The organism is Cellvibrio zantedeschiae (assembly GCF_014652535.1).
In the GTDB taxonomy this organism is placed as follows: Bacteria; Pseudomonadota; Gammaproteobacteria; order Pseudomonadales; family Cellvibrionaceae; genus Cellvibrio; species Cellvibrio zantedeschiae.
This window is the reverse complement of record NZ_BMYZ01000002.1, coordinates 612,315-628,688: the sequence shown is the minus strand read 5'-3', so window position 1 is coordinate 628,688 and position 16,374 is coordinate 612,315. Positions and strand designations below refer to the sequence as shown.

The following is a 16,374-nucleotide window of genomic DNA, read 5'->3' as shown; positions in this document are numbered from 1 at the left end:
GGAGTTTAGAATGAAAAAGTTTTTATTTATATTCGCATTGGGGCTGAGCTTTTCGCTCAACTCACATGCATTGACGATTGACTTGGTACCTGCCGCCTCACAAATAAGCGCTGGCAACACAGTACAAATTGACGCAAAAATTTCTGGACTCAAGACTTCAGGTGCAACATCGCTGGGAGTTTATGATGTGAATGTCAATTTCGATAGCAGCCGCTTTGCTTTTAATAGCATTAACTGGGGCGACAGTGTTAAAGGCAACCAACTGGATTTAAATCATTTTGGTAGCCTGCAGATAAGCGATAGCAGCAATTCCGGCTGGATAAATTTATTCGAATTATCTTTTGATGACGTATGGAGCCTGGAAAACTTACAAGCAAATAGTTTTATTTTATTTAGCTTGGTATTTTCCAGCATTGCGCCGGGTACAGGTGTGTTTCATCTTGATGCTAATGCTTTAGGTGATGCTTACGGCAATAACCTTGCACTTACCTCAACAACCGATGCACGCGTAACTGTAAAAGCGGCTTCAGTTCCAGAACCGGCAACCAATATGCTGATGTTAATTGGCTTGATTGCCTTGGGATTAGCGCGAGTTAAACCATCAGACAAATAAGCGCTCATCGGAAATAAAAAAAGCCCACGTAAATAGGTGGGCTTTTTTTATTATGGGAAGTAATTTTATTACATCCAGCGGCCGCGATAACCCGCAACTCTCTTTAAAATACTTTCATGGCAGGTTTTAGATTCAGTAATATCTATGTAATCCAGAGCTTCACGCGTAGCACCGCTCCACAAGCTCAATTTTCCATATTGACTTAATCGCCCTAAAGGACCTTGTTGAAGGCTAAGCTTTTGCACTTTAATTTGTGGGATATAAGTTATGCTATGCCCCAAGAAACCGCGCCTGATAGCAAAACCATTCTCAGTCAACGAATAAAATGTTGAATACCAGTACTTCCAAAACAATATACCCATCAGCGGTATGGGCAGTAACATCCACGCAGATGATACATTCTGATTCACGGCAGCAATCAACGCGACTATAAATGTTAAAACGCCGCCAACCCAAAAAGTACGCCAGAAAATTTGAATCGCCAACGTGCGTTGCCATTGTGGATCATCTATGCCTAGCAACTTCATTACACCTTCCAGTTGTATCTGATCCAGCACGGGGATCATAAAGCCCTGCATAGGAACACCTTGTTTTACTGCCGCTTCGTTGGTTTGTTTTATTTCCAGCGAATAACGTTTCAACAAACCAGCCATAAAACTTTGTCGAATAATCACAGTTTGCAATTTATGTTTCCGAAAGCCGCAGGCAACACGATTAAACAAACCCGCTTCGTACTGAAAACGCTCACCTTGGACGCGCAAGGTGTAATTCCAATATTTAATAATCGCAAGCACAATTGAAAGGCTGTAAATCACAATAAAGCTGGACAACAGTAGCAACACTAATAACGCTACATCTACCCAAATACTATGGGACGACAAATAATTCATTGCCCATTGCCGCAATCCCATATTTTCCACAAAATTGCCTATAGCTCGCCAAAGCGAATCATTTTGTGTGAGTAGCGGCGCAAGAATGGCAACCAAATACACCAGGGTATTGTGCATAAGGCCGTAACGAATTAAATCAGTAACCGAGAGCTTAACAGTAAAATCAGCAGAAGATTCAGGCTCAGCTGTTTTTTCAGAACTGGAAGAAGTTTGTTTGTTAAACAATACTCGCTGTTTAATCTCGGTCGCCAAAGCTTCTCTAATACCTGGCAAGGCAATTTCTTCTTTTGAACTGCCCGCGCTTTCAAGTCTTAGTGTCCACAATTCAAACGGACGAAAATAAATGGCTTGCTCCAAATTTGCTTCTTGCACCCGCTCAAAATTTAATGTCAACCGACGCTTTTTGAAAATGCCACTGCGAATCTGTATTTTATCTGCATCGAATTGATAACGGAAAAACCAATAACTCAGAAAAGCGAAACTCAGAACCAGTAACGCCAACACGGGAATGCCCACACCGAATAACCACACACGAGCATTCTGGTTAGCAAGCGCACCTACTAACATCGGCCAAAAATTCAGGGCGTGCTGGATGTTTTGAATCAGAAAATAAAATACGGCTATAGGCGAAACGCGATGCCATTCAGCTTTATTGATAGTGGATGAATTTTCTTGCTCAATATCCATATTAGAGCGACTCTTCAAGGTCAGCTTCTTCAGCGTTGATGCTATTCAACAATTGCGATTTGAGTTGTTGAGCCTTAACGATATTCAAACCTGGAATTTTTAAATCTGACCCTTGGGTGCCCGCAGTGTAAATAACCAAAGTCGCCAAACCATATGAGCGTTCAACTGGTCCCTGGCTAACTTCTAAATGCTGGATGCGATTGGTAGAAACAGAGACGAGTTTCCAAAACAGAAAGCCGCGTTGCAAATTAATATCTTGTTCACGCAATAAATAAAACATACGTCGACTCGTACGCGGAGCCCATACAAAAAACAAGAAGAGAAAACTGCACGCAAGAATTGCGGCCACTATGGAAGGAACTATATGCGCAGGTTTTGGCAGCAGTACAATAAACAATGTAGCGACTGCCAAACCAATACCATGAATAATCGCAAACCGAATACGCAAAGCGGTAAGGTAAGCTTTATCGACTGGAATCCAATCGCTTGATGATGTATCCAATGACAAACTTTCCACTACGCATCCTCGCCTTCATTATTGATTTATTGTTATAGCGATAAATTAACTCAACACTAAATTATCGCGATGGATTAATTCGTTATCGTCCTGGTAACCCAAAATGCTTACGATTTGACTGCTGGGTTTGCCAATAATTTTACGCGCTTCATCTGCATGGTAATTCACTAGACCACGCGCAATTTCGCGGCCGTCTGCATCAGCGCAAATCACCATATCGCCGCGCGTAAAATCGCCGCGTACTTCTTTTACACCAACAGGCAATAAACTTTTGCCGAGTTCGCGCACAACACGCACAGCACCGTCATCCAGAACAAGCGTTCCGCGCGTTTGTAATTGACCGGATAGCCAACGCTTGCGCGCCGCTTGTGGCTGTTGGTCTGCCCACAAAAATGTTCCGATATTTTCACCGGCAGCAATTTTTAACAATGCATCTTCAATCCGACCACCGACGATAACCGTATCTGCACCTGAGCGCGCTGCCACGCGTGAGGCGCGCACTTTGGTAATCATTCCACCGCGACCCAATGCACCGCCGGTACCACCCGCCATTTGTTCAAGTCGAGTGTCATCTGCTGCAATTTCGCTGAGTAATTTTGCATCGGGATTTGAGCGTGGGTCACTGTCGTACATGCCTTTTTGGTCGGTGAGAATCACCAACAAATCAGCTTCAATCAAATTGGCGACCAATGCACCCAGAGTATCGTTATCGCCAAAGCGGATTTCGTCGGTAACTACAGTATCGTTTTCATTAATGACGGGAACAACATTCAAACCGATCAAGGCTTTTAAGGTTGAACGCGCATTTAAATAACGCTGGCGGGAAGAGAGATCATCGTGATCGAGCAAGACTTGCGCGGTAAGCAAACCGTAGCGCTGGAATTCCACTTCATAAGTCTGGATCAAACTCATTTGGCCAACGGCTGCGGCGGCTTGCAGTTGATGAATTTCTGTGGGGCGCGAATCCCAGCCCAAACGACGCATACCCGCAGCAACTGCACCGGAAGATACCAGCACCAACTCAATACCTTGCAAACGCAACTTGGCCATTTGCGCCACCCAGCCCGCGATGGCTTTAGCGTCCAGCCCACGCCCGTCATTGGTCAGCAAAGCGCTGCCGATTTTGACAACCCAACGCCTGGCTTGGGGAATGATGTCTCTTTTACTCATAAATTCTGCACTTACTCAAACAGCGGCTTCTAGCGAGCCATGATCCGGTAAACATACCTACTTAGTTAGCCGCGAATTATTACATATCCCCCAAGTTAATAGCCAAATAAAGGTTGTTACAGCGCAATTCGCACCAGTTAAGTGCATACAAATCGATACAGAAAAAAGATTTCTTTTCTATAGACTGTCGCCCGCTTCCACATTTTTTGCACATTCTGTAAACTCATTTACACAGAAAAATACAAAAAATGACTTCGGCAACATCATTAACTCCTTACAGACATTTACATCCATGGATTCTTATAAGATCAACAGCGACGCAACAAAAAATCAGGCCGTTCCCCACTCAAAACTCCCTAAAGGACTCTGGCATAACTTAAGACAATCGCTCTATTGGCGGCTTAAAGTTCAAACATCGCTTAGCGTGGCGAACGTATTTAGCCATTACGCCGTGTTGCAGCGCGATATGCCGGTGCCGCTATGGGGAACTACAGACCCCGGGGAATTTGTGGAAGTCTCTTTTGGCTCACAGACCGTGACCACCCGTGCAGATCGCAAGGGCAATTGGAAACTGACGCTCGCACCCATGGCTGCTAATGCCGAGGGACAAAAGCTTTATATCAAAACTTTTTTCAAGATGATCACCCTGCACTATGTAGTGGTTGGCGAAGTCTGGGTTTGTTCCGGCCAGTCCAATATGGGGTGGACGATTGATCTATCTGCAGATAAAGAAAAGCATTTGGCCGAAGCCAAGAATCCCCTCATTCGTATGCTCCCTGTGCCCTCGGCCCGTGCAAGCGAACCACAAACTGCCCTGCCGGATTGTCGCTGGGCAGCGAGCCATCCTGAGCACACCCAGCACTGGTCAGCGGTTGGTTATCATTTTGCACAAGAACTTTACGAAGAGCTTAAAGTACCTATCGGGATCATTTGGTCCGCATTGGGCGCCACTAAAATTCAGGAGTGGACGAGCCAGGAGGTGAATAATCATCACGCCTATGAAATTCCGGAAGAGTGGAATGAGAACGAACCGTCCAGCCTGTTCAACACCATGATTGCACCCTTAATTCCCTATGCCATTCGCGGCGTAGCCTGGTATCAAGGAGAGGAAAATCATTGGGGCGCAGGCCTTTATCAAACCCAGCAATCGGCCATGATTGAAGATTGGCGCGAACGTTGGGGTCAAGGCAGCTTTCCTTTTATTTATGTTCAACTCGCCAACTTTGGCAAAACCCATGCAGAGCCCTGGAGCGCTTGGGCAGAACTACAAGAGGCACAGCTCAATAGTTTGCAACATCCTAATACCGCCATGGCAGTCGCCATTGATGTTGGAGAAGCAGATGACATTCATCCACGCCGCAAAGAACCGGTAGGCCGTCGTTTGGGAATTGCAGCGCTGGGGAAATTTTATAAACGTCGTGAAATTTATTCGGGTCCGCTGTATCGCGAATTTAAAATAGAAGACGATAAAATCCGAATTTTCTTTGACCATGTTGGCAAAGGTTTGCAAACCAGTGATGGTCAAGAATTGAAATGGTTTGAAATTGCCGAAACAAATCCTATTCCAGGTAAAAACGCGAAATTTTTTCCGGCAACAGCGGTTATTGATGGCGACACTATTCTCGTATCCAACCCAAACATCACCAAACCCATAGCAGCGCGCTACGCGTTCAATGGCAATCCGGAAGGTTGCAACTTGTGCAATTCCGAATTGCTTCCAGCATCGCCTTTTCGCACTTCTATGGATTGGAGCGCAACATTAGGTAACAACCCCAAGCGTCCTATTCAGCAATTACCCGTTGCAACTCACCAACGTATTACAGTAACCACTCATAACGAGCTGGCCATTAATTTAGGTGTTCAATGGGCAAAAAATACTATTCCACAGAATGCTATTTATGACATTTTAGAAAAGCCTAAACACGGAACCCTAACCGGAACACCACCCAATTTAATCTATCGCGCCGATAAAACATGTATTGATAAGATTGTGTTTAAAGTAAAAATTAACGAATTGCAAAGCAATAGTGCCAGCATCATTATCGATGTAAGGGAAAGCGAATATGAGCAGGTGACTCCCGATTTCGATAGCGCCGATTCTTTACTTGCGAGCTGAAAATAAAAAATCCCGCTGAAATAAATTTCAGCGGGATTTTTAGAAATTAAATTATAACCACCTGCTAATTTTATTTAGTTATTTTGCTTTTAATACTAGTTACTATTTTATAAATAGTATACATAGCACAAAGATACATTTCGGGCCGCATGGGTACCGAGTAGCGCGCATCCGCATGCAAAACAACATATACTGCACTAATTGATATAAGCCCCATATAAAGAAGCAATATTGATTCCTTTTTTAAAAAACTTGATTCTCTCAACGCAAAAACAAAACCTGCCAGAGCCAATCCAAACAACCAATAATGCATAGACTTCATTACAACTAAAGATGTAGATGCAACGCTAGATTTATCGTAGAGAGTTGAATTCGGAGCAGATACAAAAATCCCACCTCTCCCCACAAAAATTTGCCAACCCCACAAATCAAGAGGTTTCTGATAAAAATACCATATCGCATAATGAAGTGGATCTGATAAGAGTCTCCCACCAAAAGCTTGATAAAACCCCGCATGATCCTGTTTGTATTGCCGCAAATCCATATCTGCGGGGTTATTAGGGTCTCTGGGGTTTTCTCTCCACATTTTGTGGTATTGGCTATGCGAGCCAATCACCAAATTTTCAAAAGCCCTATCAGTAGTTGTGGATTGGTTCGCAGGAACATTTACCCAGTCCCGAACCATCCAAGCCAAAACGATGGACACAAAGAATATCGCAAGTACAGCTATGGCTTTTGCAGACAACAAACTAATATTTGAACTGTATAACAACCATAATTGGCGCAGCAAAAATAAAACGGGGAAAAACAACACTGTAGGATTGGTAAGATAGGCAAAGCCAAAAACCACGCCCGTAACCGACCAACATATGAAAGAATGCTTCCGTTCAAAACATGCAAGACAACAATAAATTCCTAACATGATAAGAAACCCTAACAGGGTTTCGGATAATATTTCACCGCCTAGTGTCATAAGATGAGGACTAAAAGCTGTTATCAATGCAGCTGCAAGAGCATAAAAGGCAGGCAAAAAAAATCTACCCGCAAGAAAAGTTAAAGCTACAGTTGCCCCACTTAACACTGCCTGAGCTAATAACGTAAAGGGATAAAAATAAATATGCAGAAAATTTGCAGCCTTCAAACAGATGGCTAGAAAGAAAGGATAGCCCGGCGCCCAATAAGAGTCCGGTACAGGTGAACCAGATAAATCTTTTGAAAAAACACCATGTTCAATTAGATTATCTGCATAGTGTATGTAATAGAACGAATCACCTGGATATGGTGTTGGATTATCTAACGCCATAAAGTAAAAAAGCTTAAGCGTAAAGCTAGCAAAAAAAATAATGAATGAAACATAAAAAGAGTTATGTTCAATCGAAGAAAATTCTCCCCTCATTAACGCTTACTCCATTTAATTTATTATATTCAGTCAGCTTTTTCTTAATACCGCACATACTCCACTTCAACATCGTAATCGTCATCGTTGAAATCGTCGTCTTCGCCGGCGGCCAAGCGGGCTTCGCGCATTGCCAAGCGTAATTCTTCGATGCGTTCACGCGCCTCAGTAGCCATTTGGTTTTGTAATTCTAATTCACGCTCACGTGATTCCGGATTTTCTTTTTCGTCTTCCCATATTGCTTCAAGATGATCCATGATACGGCCAGACAAGGCAGCGGTGCCATCGCGATGTAATGCGGAAATACGGAACACCGGACCCTTCCATTGCAACTCATCTACAACAGCTTGGCAGCGAGCATCGGCTTCATCTGGATCTAGCAAATCAACTTTGTTCAATAATAACCAACGGTCGCGGGTTGCGAGCGTTGGGCTGAATTTTTGTAATTCGTTGGCAATTACGCGTACGTTTTCGGCAGGATTAGAACCATCTGGCGGAGACATGTCAACGGCATGCAACAACAAACGGCAGCGAGTCAAATGCTTGAGGAAACGCACTCCCAGACCGGCACCTTCAGATGCACCTTCAATCAAACCGGGAATATCTGCGATCACGAAGCTGCGGTATTGCTGGACTTTTACGACACCAAGGTTCGGGATAAGTGTAGTAAATGGATAGTCCGCCACTTTCGGTTTGGCCGAACTTACCGCACGGATAAAGCTGGATTTTCCAGCATTTGGCAGGCCTAACATACCAACGTCGGCGAGAACTTTAAGCTCAAGCTTAAGATTGCGCGATTCGCCCTCAGTACCAGGCGATGTTTTACGTGGCGTGCGGTTGGTACTGGATTTAAAACGGGTATTACCCAAACCGTGGAAACCACCTTGGGCAACTTTTAATTTTTGGCCGTGTTCGGTGAGGTCGCCGAAGACTTCTTCGGTATCCGTATCAATAACAGTTGTACCTACAGGTACGGGCAAGAACAAATCAGCACCTTTGGCACCGGTACAATCTTTACTACCGCCCTTCTCGCCATTTTCAGCACGATATTTTGGCTGGAAACGGTAATCAATCAAAGTGTTCAGGTTTTCATCGGCAACCAGATAAACGCAGCCGCCATCGCCGCCGTCACCACCGTCTGGGCCGCCTTTAGAGATAAACTTTTCCCGGCGGAAACTCATCATGCCGTTGCCGCCATTGCCAGCTTCAACGTGGATTGGGGCTTCATCAACAAACTTCACAGTACTCTCCGGGAAAAATAAACTAAAACTAAAAGTATCTCAAACTGCGAGACGCCGCTCCTGCGCATCCATGCGCTCGCGGCATACCATTCATCCTGAATGTAAAAAGCCCTATCGTTTGAAGGATAGGGCTTTTCTTATTCTTGATGCCCACTGCAAGCAGTAAGCTTGGCTAACTTAGGTCGTCGTATTACTGAGCAACAGGAACGATGCTTACGTATTGACGGCCAAAAGCGCCTTTAACTTCAAATTTAACATGACCATCAGCCTTGGCGAACAAGGTGTGATCTTTGCCGAGACCAACGTTCACGCCAGCGTGAAATTTGGTGCCGCGTTGACGAACGATAATGCTACCTGCTGGAATCAATTCGCCACCAAAAACTTTAACGCCAAGGCGTTTCGCTTCTGAATCGCGACCGTTGCGGGTACTACCGCCAGCTTTCTTGTGAGCCATTTTCTAAACTCCTAATAAATTGATGGGGGTATTAACCGTTGATACCAGTGATTTTAACTTCGGTGAACCATTGACGGTGACCTTGACGCTTCATGTGGTGCTTACGACGACGGAATTTAATGATCTTCACTTTGTCAGCACGGCCATGAGCAACCACTTCGGCAGTAACAGTAGCGCCAGCTACTACGGGAGCACCAATCTTGATGTCTTCGCCATTTGCAACAAGGTATACCTTGTCAAAACTTACAGTGCCGCCAGTGGCGAATTCGATTTTTTCGAGTTTTAGGGTTTCGCCTACTACTACGCGATGTTGTTTGCCACCGCTTTCAAAAATTGCATAAACACTCATTACTTTGCTCCAATGAACACTTCGGACGACGCGAAGTAGCTTAGCGATATGCTTGAGCGTTTGTGACTAGCGTCGTATACCTGTTTTCAGGGACGCGGATTGTACGCCAGATAGCTATTTTTAAGCAAGATATAATATACAACTAAGCGCGTATATGTCGTTTTACCATTCGTTCCTTATCAACCCTCGCCAACGTACGTCTACCAAGTCATTTTTGTTCAAAAGGGACGCGTGATTAACGCCTCACGACTTCAATAGCGGCTCCTTTAACCCTAACAGAGTCGAAAGCTATGTATACCTTTTTAACGATAGTTCCCGTTAGTAAACTTGCCTGTGCATTGAGCATAAGTCTCGCGCTCATTAGCATTCCCAGCTTTGCTCATGATTTGAAAGCTGGCGAGCGCCTCACTTTTGTGCTGAGCGAAAATAAACCCGGTGGCGAAGAGGTTGCCAAAACTTACTTCAGCAAGGCATTTCCTTTGGCGCAAGAAGCTGGCATGCGCGAAATTACCACTTTTAAGGTGCTAAAAACGGTGCTGGGCGATGGCAAACCGGAAGGCTCCGGTCTTTATCTTTGGCCAAACAAAGAGGCAGCAAACAAAACCCGCAATAACCCCGACTATCTTAAAAACTTTAAACCTTTAAGGCCGCAAGCTTGGAACCAGTTGCAAGCAGTGGATATGGAAATCACCAAACCTATGACTATCAATCTGGACAAAACCAAAACCTATACCGCCGGATTAATATGGATAAAAGACAAAGCCGCTTATGAACGCTACTTTGAAGGAGCCAAAGCTGCGCGCGAGCGTTTGGGGTCCAAGACTATTCTGAAGCTGCCTGGAGTTCGTTACGACAAGCTAACCGAAGGGGAAATCACACCGCCAGATTTGGTTGTCATTCAGGAGTGGCCAACCGCCAAAGACGCTGAAGCTTACAGCCAAACCCCGGAGTTTCAGTCCCAGCTCGCCAACTATCAACAAGGGGTTAGTAAGCTGGAATTATTTCAATTGGGGTTTTGGAATTAATCTGTATTTAATGGTCCTGGCAATACAGTTATCTACCATTTACCGGATATCTGCCAGTTACAGGACCTCTAGGGACCACATGCCAAGGACCGCCCAAACGGCGGATTGGAACTGAATATAAGGACCGCCCAAAGGGCGGATTGGAACTGAATGTCAGGAGGACCGGCTAAAAGCCGGTCACTCTTTTTTGTGTTTTAAGAAACGTCCACAAAACATCCTCTGCGTTTATATCCTGATTTTTAAATCCATTATGAGCTTCGCTCGCATGCTCAAAAGAGGTTGGTGATAGATTTGGCCAGGCATGACCAGCGGCCTTATCAATTTTCAATACCGCAAATTTTACCCCCGCACGACCAGGCTTATAGTCAAAGCGTGTAACGGATGAATTAATAGAAGCCGTTGCAGCCGGAGCCGTGCCAGTGTAGCCCTGCCCCTCGATAACACTATTTGGAAGCTGGCGTACTTTTTCAGTGGTAGGGTCTATGCCCAGAGCATTGCGCCAAGAGGTCATAGATTCGTCCATAAGCTTGCCGTAGTCGGCGTTGAACTTGGGGTAAATCCAATCCAGCAAGGTGTCTTTCGGGCTGTAGATAAACATCATAGAGACAGGTTTTTGCTCAGCTTTTTTGCAGAAAAGTAAGTCTTCAGTGGCAGGCAATCCGTTCACTGGCATGACGGCACCTACGCCTGCAAGTTCAGTTGGCATTTCACGCGCAGCGCGTTGCGCCATCTCGCCGCCGTTAGACATACCCATTAAATAAACGCGTTCTGCATCTATGGGCAAGCCTTCACGTTTCACCTCTTGAATAAGCTTGCGTAGATAATCCACATCATCCACATTAAAGAAGCCTTCATTGTTGCCCTGATGCCCTGAACAAGCGCGCCAGTAACCCGCATTCGCCCAAAAGGGTTCACCAGGATGTTGTTCTGTAGTCGTTCCAGAAGCCGCGTGGGCATTGGCGTAAACGACAATAAACTTTTCTTTCACTGCAAGGCGCTCCAGGCGATCTGCCAAATCCCATTCGCGAAAAACCTCAGCACTAAGGTCCGCACCGGGAAGCGCTATCACCAAGGGGTACTTGCCCGTCTTTAGATTAAGGTTTGATGGAATATATTGCAGGTAACGACGCTTCAACTTTTGATCAGTCTCCAACAAATTTTGCTGCTCAAATGTCCGAACTTGAACACCTAATTTAACCAATCCATCCCAGGTTTTGGTCGGGTCGCCATTGTAGCTGCCAACCTCCGTGGCATGAGCCAGCACGGACCAACCAAGCAAACCAGCTAGCGATAACTTTAGCGTTAAAGAGGATAATGAAGAAGGTAAGAAAACAATTCGTGGGGGTAACGTGCGCATGGAGAACTCCTTTAGTTGGAAATCTCCAAAATAGCGAGTCTTTGCTAAAAAATGTCCGCTCCGATCAACAATGACCTAAAACCGCAAAAATCCACCAGCCCCGGCAAGTCAACTCACTACTTTTAAAGCCGCGCCCACATGACGATTGCGGTATTCAACGGGTGTCATTTGGTAGGTATCGCGGAAGTACCGGTAGAACGAATTTTTGTTGCTAAAGCCAGACTCAAAAGCGATATCTAAAATACGCCACTGGCAATTGGCATCTCGCAATAACTGACACGCATAAACAACGCGATAGCGATTCAGGTAATCATAAAAATTTGAATTTAAAAACACGTTCAACAACTCAGACGCTTGATGCACGCTTACCCCCAAACGCGTTGCCAACTCACCCAGCGATAAATCATTTTTGCGGTAGAGCTGCTCCTCTTGCATAAGCTTATCCAACTCAACGGCTAACTCCTGTGCGACAGATTCCTGCAACTCACGCCAGGCTTTACCAGAGGAGCATGATTCAGACGCTGGCAGTGTTTCACCATCAAGCCCAATTTCCGCCATTACAACAGCTTCCGGCTCCTTTCGGTCCTGATGAAAAAACACGTTGGGACGATAAATACTAAAAAAGGCAATCACCAACAAATAGGCAGATATAAACCAGTTGATAATTTCTATGGCTTCCATCCAGAAAGCTCGTTGTACATACGCCAAGGCCATAATGAAAAGATCGGCACAGACCAACATCAGTAACCCAAGCACCACAAACAACAACCAGTAATACGCGGAGTTGGGGTAACCTTTATAGATTAAGGTTAAACGTGTTTTTGCAGCCTGAAGGTTCACTAAAGAAATTCCCAAATACGCAATAAGCGCCACAAAGCCCGCCATATTCCATTCCAGCGCCCATTGTGGCGACCAAGCCATTAAGGGGAGCACCGCTGAAAAAGGAACAAAATGCCAGGCGTAAGCGCGCAACGGCTGCCCAATCACTAGCCTGACGATGATGAGTAAAAGAGGTCCCTTAAGCCAAATAACAGCTTGCGCTGCCAGGCCCAGGTAATGATTGCCATCGGGAGGAAAAATAAGGCGCGAATAAAAATAACTTTGGGGAATACAAAAACATAACAGCAAAACCGCAAAACCGCAAAACCGCGATTGAGTTTGGCGTGGCCGCGCTTGTCCATAATGAGCGCAAAAGCACTCCAGGCACTCAGACTAAGCACAATCAATAAAAAGGCTTTTTCAAATTCCAAAGCTCTACCTTATAAGGTGTAAAGGGGATACCGAATATTAGGCAACCCGCTTCATAAACCGTCCTTTTTTATCGAAAATGACCGAGGATAACACTCATTTATCCAGCTATTGTGTTGCATCCTCAACTCTCGGCGTGAAACAACTCTCTAAGTGAAACTAGGGCTGGCCAACCCGCTCATCCAATTGATCAGCCAACCATTTACTGCTTGCCGCTAAATCAATCGGCTTGGAGAAGAAATAACCCTGGATATAATCAACCCCTAACCCCAACAGCAGATCTTTTTGCTGCCTCGTCTCTACGCCTTCGGCAACTATGTAAAAACCAAGCCCGCGAGCCATTGTAACGATTGAAAACAAAAACTTTTGCGATTCCAGATCCAGCTCGTTGATGAAGCTTCTGTCTATTTTGACCGTATCAACCGGAAGCCGGCGAAGGTATGCCAGGGATGAATAGCCAGTCCCAAAGTCATCAATAGCTACTCGCACCCCCAAATCACGCACCGCACGCAGGACTGAGCTAAGGTAATCAATATCCTGCGCAAAAACGCTTTCTGTAATTTCTATTTCTAGCCGCGAGGGAGCTAATCCCGAATGCTCGAGCGCGGATTGGATGTCCGCCAAAAGACTGCCCGACAATATCTGGTGAATAGAGACATTTACGCAGATCACACACTTGTTCGGCCAATCCAGCGCAGTCACGCAAGCCGAATGTAATACCCAGCGCCCGAGCGGCACGATCAATCCACTTTCTTCCGCAATAGGAATAAAAACCGTGGGCGAGACTTGGCCGAATTCATCATCACGCCAGCGCAAAAGAGCTTCCATTTTGTAAGGTTGCGACCGCAAGCTGGGCACAACCGGCTGGAAAACCAGCGATAAAGAGCTGTGCTCAATTGCCTTATGCAACGCTTGTCGCAAATGATGACGCTCCTTGAGGAAGGAATCTAAATGGGGGTCGAATACCTTGATACCGCCGACACCCAGTTTGCGTAGGTTATGTTTCGCAGCGGCAGATTGGTAGAGCATAAGCTCATTGTTGATGGCTAAGTCGGGATAACGCGTTACGCCTATGAGCACATCAATGCAGATTGGGCCAACATCAGTGTCGATAGGTTGCTGCAACACATCTTGCACCAAAGCCGCGTAGCGATTCCAAAACGGAGTTTCACTGGCATCAATATCTTCTTGCGCGCTAGCGACAAAAAATTCAGCCCCGCCCCAACTGGCAATGAGCGAGCGCTGTGGCATAAAGTGTTTTAGGCGATCCGCCAAGGCAAGTAAAACCTGATCACTGACTAGCGACCCTTGTAGCTCCACCACATCGAAATGAAGCACTTCAATGGCCATCATGCCCACCACCTCTTGGTGATCCCGAGCAGTGGATAGAAATCGTTTTAATCCTTCATCAAAACCGGCGCGATTAAGTAATCCTGTGACCTGGTCGCAATTGGCAATCTTATCCAGCTCTTGCGCGTAACGTTCTTTCAAATCCATCTCCGCTTGCAAAGCGGCGATTTGGCGCATCACACGCGCCTCTAATTCATCTTTGGCCTTTATTAGCTCATCGCGCTGCGCAAAGACCGATGCCATCTTTTTATGCTGGCGCTGCACAGCCATCACCGAGCTTAGAAAATTCTCACCCGTTACGCGGGAAAATCCGGTGAGACCGATAAACAAGACCACACCCAATCCTGCGACAACTAAGTCATCCGACTTGCCCGCCTGCGCAAAGAGCAACACTAAGGGCCCAACAAGCAAAACGATAAAAACACGATTAACCCAGGGTACTAGAGCCAATACGCTTACACTACCTGCCGCTACCGTAGACATAACTAGCGAGATGACCATGCGTTGGGAAGCGCTGGCAGATGAAAAATAAGCCACGGTAAAACTCGCCCACAGGACACCCACCAAGAGGGCGAATGCACTGAACACATGAAGTACGTGCTGCCAATTTACATCTGTGCGCGTATTAGCCTTTCGCCACCACACCAAGCTGCCCAAGCGGAGCAAACTTACCAGTTGCATGGCGCCCCACCAAGTCCATAAACCTAGTTCGCGACTGTGATCATAGAAATAAAAAGCGAGTGCAGAGGTGGCGGCAAAGGTAAAAATCAGAACATTCGGCAGCTGACGAAACATGGCAACCAGTTTCTGGTGAACCAGCGATTCGTCTTGCTCAGCCAATTGCTGTGCGCTTGCGCGAATATCGTTCGTCATAGGGTTTCTCGTTGGTGTGCTTTAGAGCTTGTGCTTTAACAATTTATTTAATCCAACCGTTTTGTTTCATCCAGTGTTCCAAAGCCTGGGTCCAGGTGGAAATACTGCCCTGCCCCTGAACCATACCCACGCCGTGAATGCTGCTTTGGTACAGGTGCAACTCGGATTGTTTGTTGTACTTAATCACTTCGTTGAAAAACATAAGGCTGTTAGCAACGGGCACCGCTTGATCCGCGACGCCATGAAACATAAAAACAGGTGGTGAATCAGCCTTTACCTGATACTGCAGTGAATTCTCATGAACCAACTCGGGTTTGGGGTTATCGCCCAAGAGCGCTTTGCGGGAACCGGCATGGGCACTCTCACCCTCCAAAGTAATAACAGGATAGCCCAAGACCGCGAAATCGGGACGGGCGCTGATGGATGACAAAGGATCGTCCTTATCGACAGAAAAATCGGCACGAGTGACCAGGCTTGCCGCTAAATGCCCGCCCGCTGAAAAACCGACCACCCCGATTTTGTTAGGGTCCAAACCCCATTCTTTTGCGTTTTTTCGTACCAGCCGCACTGCGCGCTGCCCATCCAGCAAAGGCGCAGGAAAACCGTATTCCTGCATACGGTACTTAACCACAAAAGCCGTCACGCCGCGCAAGCTCATCCAATGGGCCAGCTCATAACCCTCTTTATCAATCGCCAAACGTACGTAACCACCGCCTGCAAAAATTACTACTGCGGAGCCGTTGGCAACTGCAGCATCCGGCCAAAAGGCTTTAATGCTGGGGTTATCAACATAATAGAGACGCTGGTCTTTAAACGTTTCGCGATCTGGGCTAACTAAAGGTTTTTCCGTCCACAGATAAATAGGATCGACATTATTCACAGCAGCAGAAACTCCAGAGGCACAAAAGATAAAGGCAAAGCTAGTGGCAATCACGCCAATAAGCCGATAATGGGAAGGGTTAAACATAGGGCTCTCGTAACCAATATTGTTATACATTATATAAACGACACCCCGGAGTGACCGGGGCGGCTACAGCATAATACTTATAATGAAAAATACTATAAGATAAATGTACGCACTCCAAAAC

14 protein-coding genes are annotated in these 16,374 nt (G+C 45.9%); 3 read left to right on the top strand and 11 right to left on the bottom strand.

Going from position 1 to position 16,374, the window contains the following annotated elements:
• Window positions 1–10: 10 nt before the first annotated feature.
• On the top strand, window positions 11–613 hold the full coding sequence (locus IE104_RS13595) for a PEP-CTERM sorting domain-containing protein (RefSeq protein ID WP_189419438.1): 603 nt from the start codon (window positions 11–13) through the stop codon (window positions 611–613).
• Between the two features lie 68 nt (window positions 614–681).
• Here IE104_RS13595 and IE104_RS13590 read toward each other — a convergent pair whose 3' ends face one another.
• The 3 genes from IE104_RS13590 to proB are packed head-to-tail and all read right to left on the bottom strand — an operon-like array spanning window position 682 to window position 3,877.
• The gene (locus IE104_RS13590) at window positions 682–2,190 is read right to left on the bottom strand and encodes a PH domain-containing protein (protein ID WP_189419430.1); all 1,509 of its coding nucleotides are present in this window, start codon (window positions 2,188–2,190) and stop codon (window positions 682–684) included.
• Window position 2,191: 1 nt separating this feature from the next.
• The gene (locus IE104_RS13585) at window positions 2,192–2,707 is read right to left on the bottom strand and encodes a PH domain-containing protein (RefSeq protein ID WP_189419421.1); all 516 of its coding nucleotides are present in this window, start codon (window positions 2,705–2,707) and stop codon (window positions 2,192–2,194) included.
• A 45-nt stretch (window positions 2,708–2,752) separates the two neighbouring features.
• Window positions 2,753–3,877, bottom strand: a complete 1,125-nt coding sequence (proB, locus tag IE104_RS13580) for a glutamate 5-kinase (protein ID WP_189419415.1) — start codon at window positions 3,875–3,877, stop codon at window positions 2,753–2,755.
• A gap of 292 nt (window positions 3,878–4,169) precedes the next feature.
• Here proB and IE104_RS13575 point away from each other — a divergent pair, with 292 nt between their 5' ends.
• Window positions 4,170–5,993 carry a sialate O-acetylesterase gene (locus tag IE104_RS13575; protein ID WP_189419413.1) on the top strand — a complete coding sequence of 608 codons (1,824 nt, stop codon included), beginning with the start codon at window positions 4,170–4,172 and terminating at the stop codon, window positions 5,991–5,993.
• A 70-nt stretch (window positions 5,994–6,063) separates the two neighbouring features.
• On the opposite strand, the gene IE104_RS13570 is transcribed toward IE104_RS13575, so the two are convergent.
• The 4 genes from IE104_RS13570 to rplU form a co-directional block, all read right to left on the bottom strand.
• On the bottom strand, window positions 6,064–7,389 hold the full coding sequence (locus tag IE104_RS13570; RefSeq protein WP_189419411.1) for an ArnT family glycosyltransferase: 1,326 nt from the start codon (window positions 7,387–7,389) through the stop codon (window positions 6,064–6,066).
• 44 nt (window positions 7,390–7,433) lie between these two features.
• On the bottom strand, window positions 7,434–8,630 hold the full coding sequence (gene cgtA, locus IE104_RS13565) for an Obg family GTPase CgtA (RefSeq protein WP_189419409.1): 1,197 nt from the start codon (window positions 8,628–8,630) through the stop codon (window positions 7,434–7,436).
• Between the two features lie 190 nt (window positions 8,631–8,820).
• Window positions 8,821–9,084: a 50S ribosomal protein L27 gene (gene rpmA, locus IE104_RS13560; RefSeq protein ID WP_189419401.1), complete on the bottom strand. Its 264-nt coding sequence runs from the start codon at window positions 9,082–9,084 to the stop codon at window positions 8,821–8,823.
• A 31-nt stretch (window positions 9,085–9,115) separates the two neighbouring features.
• Window positions 9,116–9,433, bottom strand: coding sequence for a 50S ribosomal protein L21 (gene rplU, locus IE104_RS13555; RefSeq protein WP_189419399.1), 318 nt, complete (start codon window positions 9,431–9,433; stop codon window positions 9,116–9,118).
• A 290-nt stretch (window positions 9,434–9,723) separates the two neighbouring features.
• Here rplU and IE104_RS13550 point away from each other — a divergent pair, with 290 nt between their 5' ends.
• Window positions 9,724–10,458, top strand: a complete 735-nt coding sequence (locus tag IE104_RS13550; RefSeq protein WP_189419398.1) for a DUF1330 domain-containing protein — start codon at window positions 9,724–9,726, stop codon at window positions 10,456–10,458.
• Between the two features lie 166 nt (window positions 10,459–10,624).
• On the opposite strand, the gene IE104_RS13545 is transcribed toward IE104_RS13550, so the two are convergent.
• The 4 genes from IE104_RS13545 to IE104_RS13530 all read right to left on the bottom strand — a co-directional run bounded on the left by IE104_RS13545 (window position 10,625) and on the right by IE104_RS13530 (window position 16,253).
• On the bottom strand, window positions 10,625–11,815 hold the full coding sequence (locus tag IE104_RS13545; RefSeq protein WP_189419396.1) for a CE1 family esterase: 1,191 nt from the start codon (window positions 11,813–11,815) through the stop codon (window positions 10,625–10,627).
• Between the two features lie 108 nt (window positions 11,816–11,923).
• On the bottom strand, window positions 11,924–12,736 hold the full coding sequence (locus IE104_RS13540) for a helix-turn-helix domain-containing protein (protein ID WP_189419394.1): 813 nt from the start codon (window positions 12,734–12,736) through the stop codon (window positions 11,924–11,926).
• A gap of 486 nt (window positions 12,737–13,222) precedes the next feature.
• Complete coding sequence (locus IE104_RS13535) at window positions 13,223–15,286, bottom strand: putative bifunctional diguanylate cyclase/phosphodiesterase (RefSeq protein ID WP_189419392.1); 2,064 nt, start codon at window positions 15,284–15,286, stop codon at window positions 13,223–13,225.
• Between the two features lie 43 nt (window positions 15,287–15,329).
• Entirely contained in the window at window positions 15,330–16,253 is a 924-nt protein-coding gene (locus IE104_RS13530) for an alpha/beta hydrolase (protein WP_189419390.1), read from the bottom strand.
• Between the last annotated feature and the right edge of the window lie 121 nt (window positions 16,254–16,374).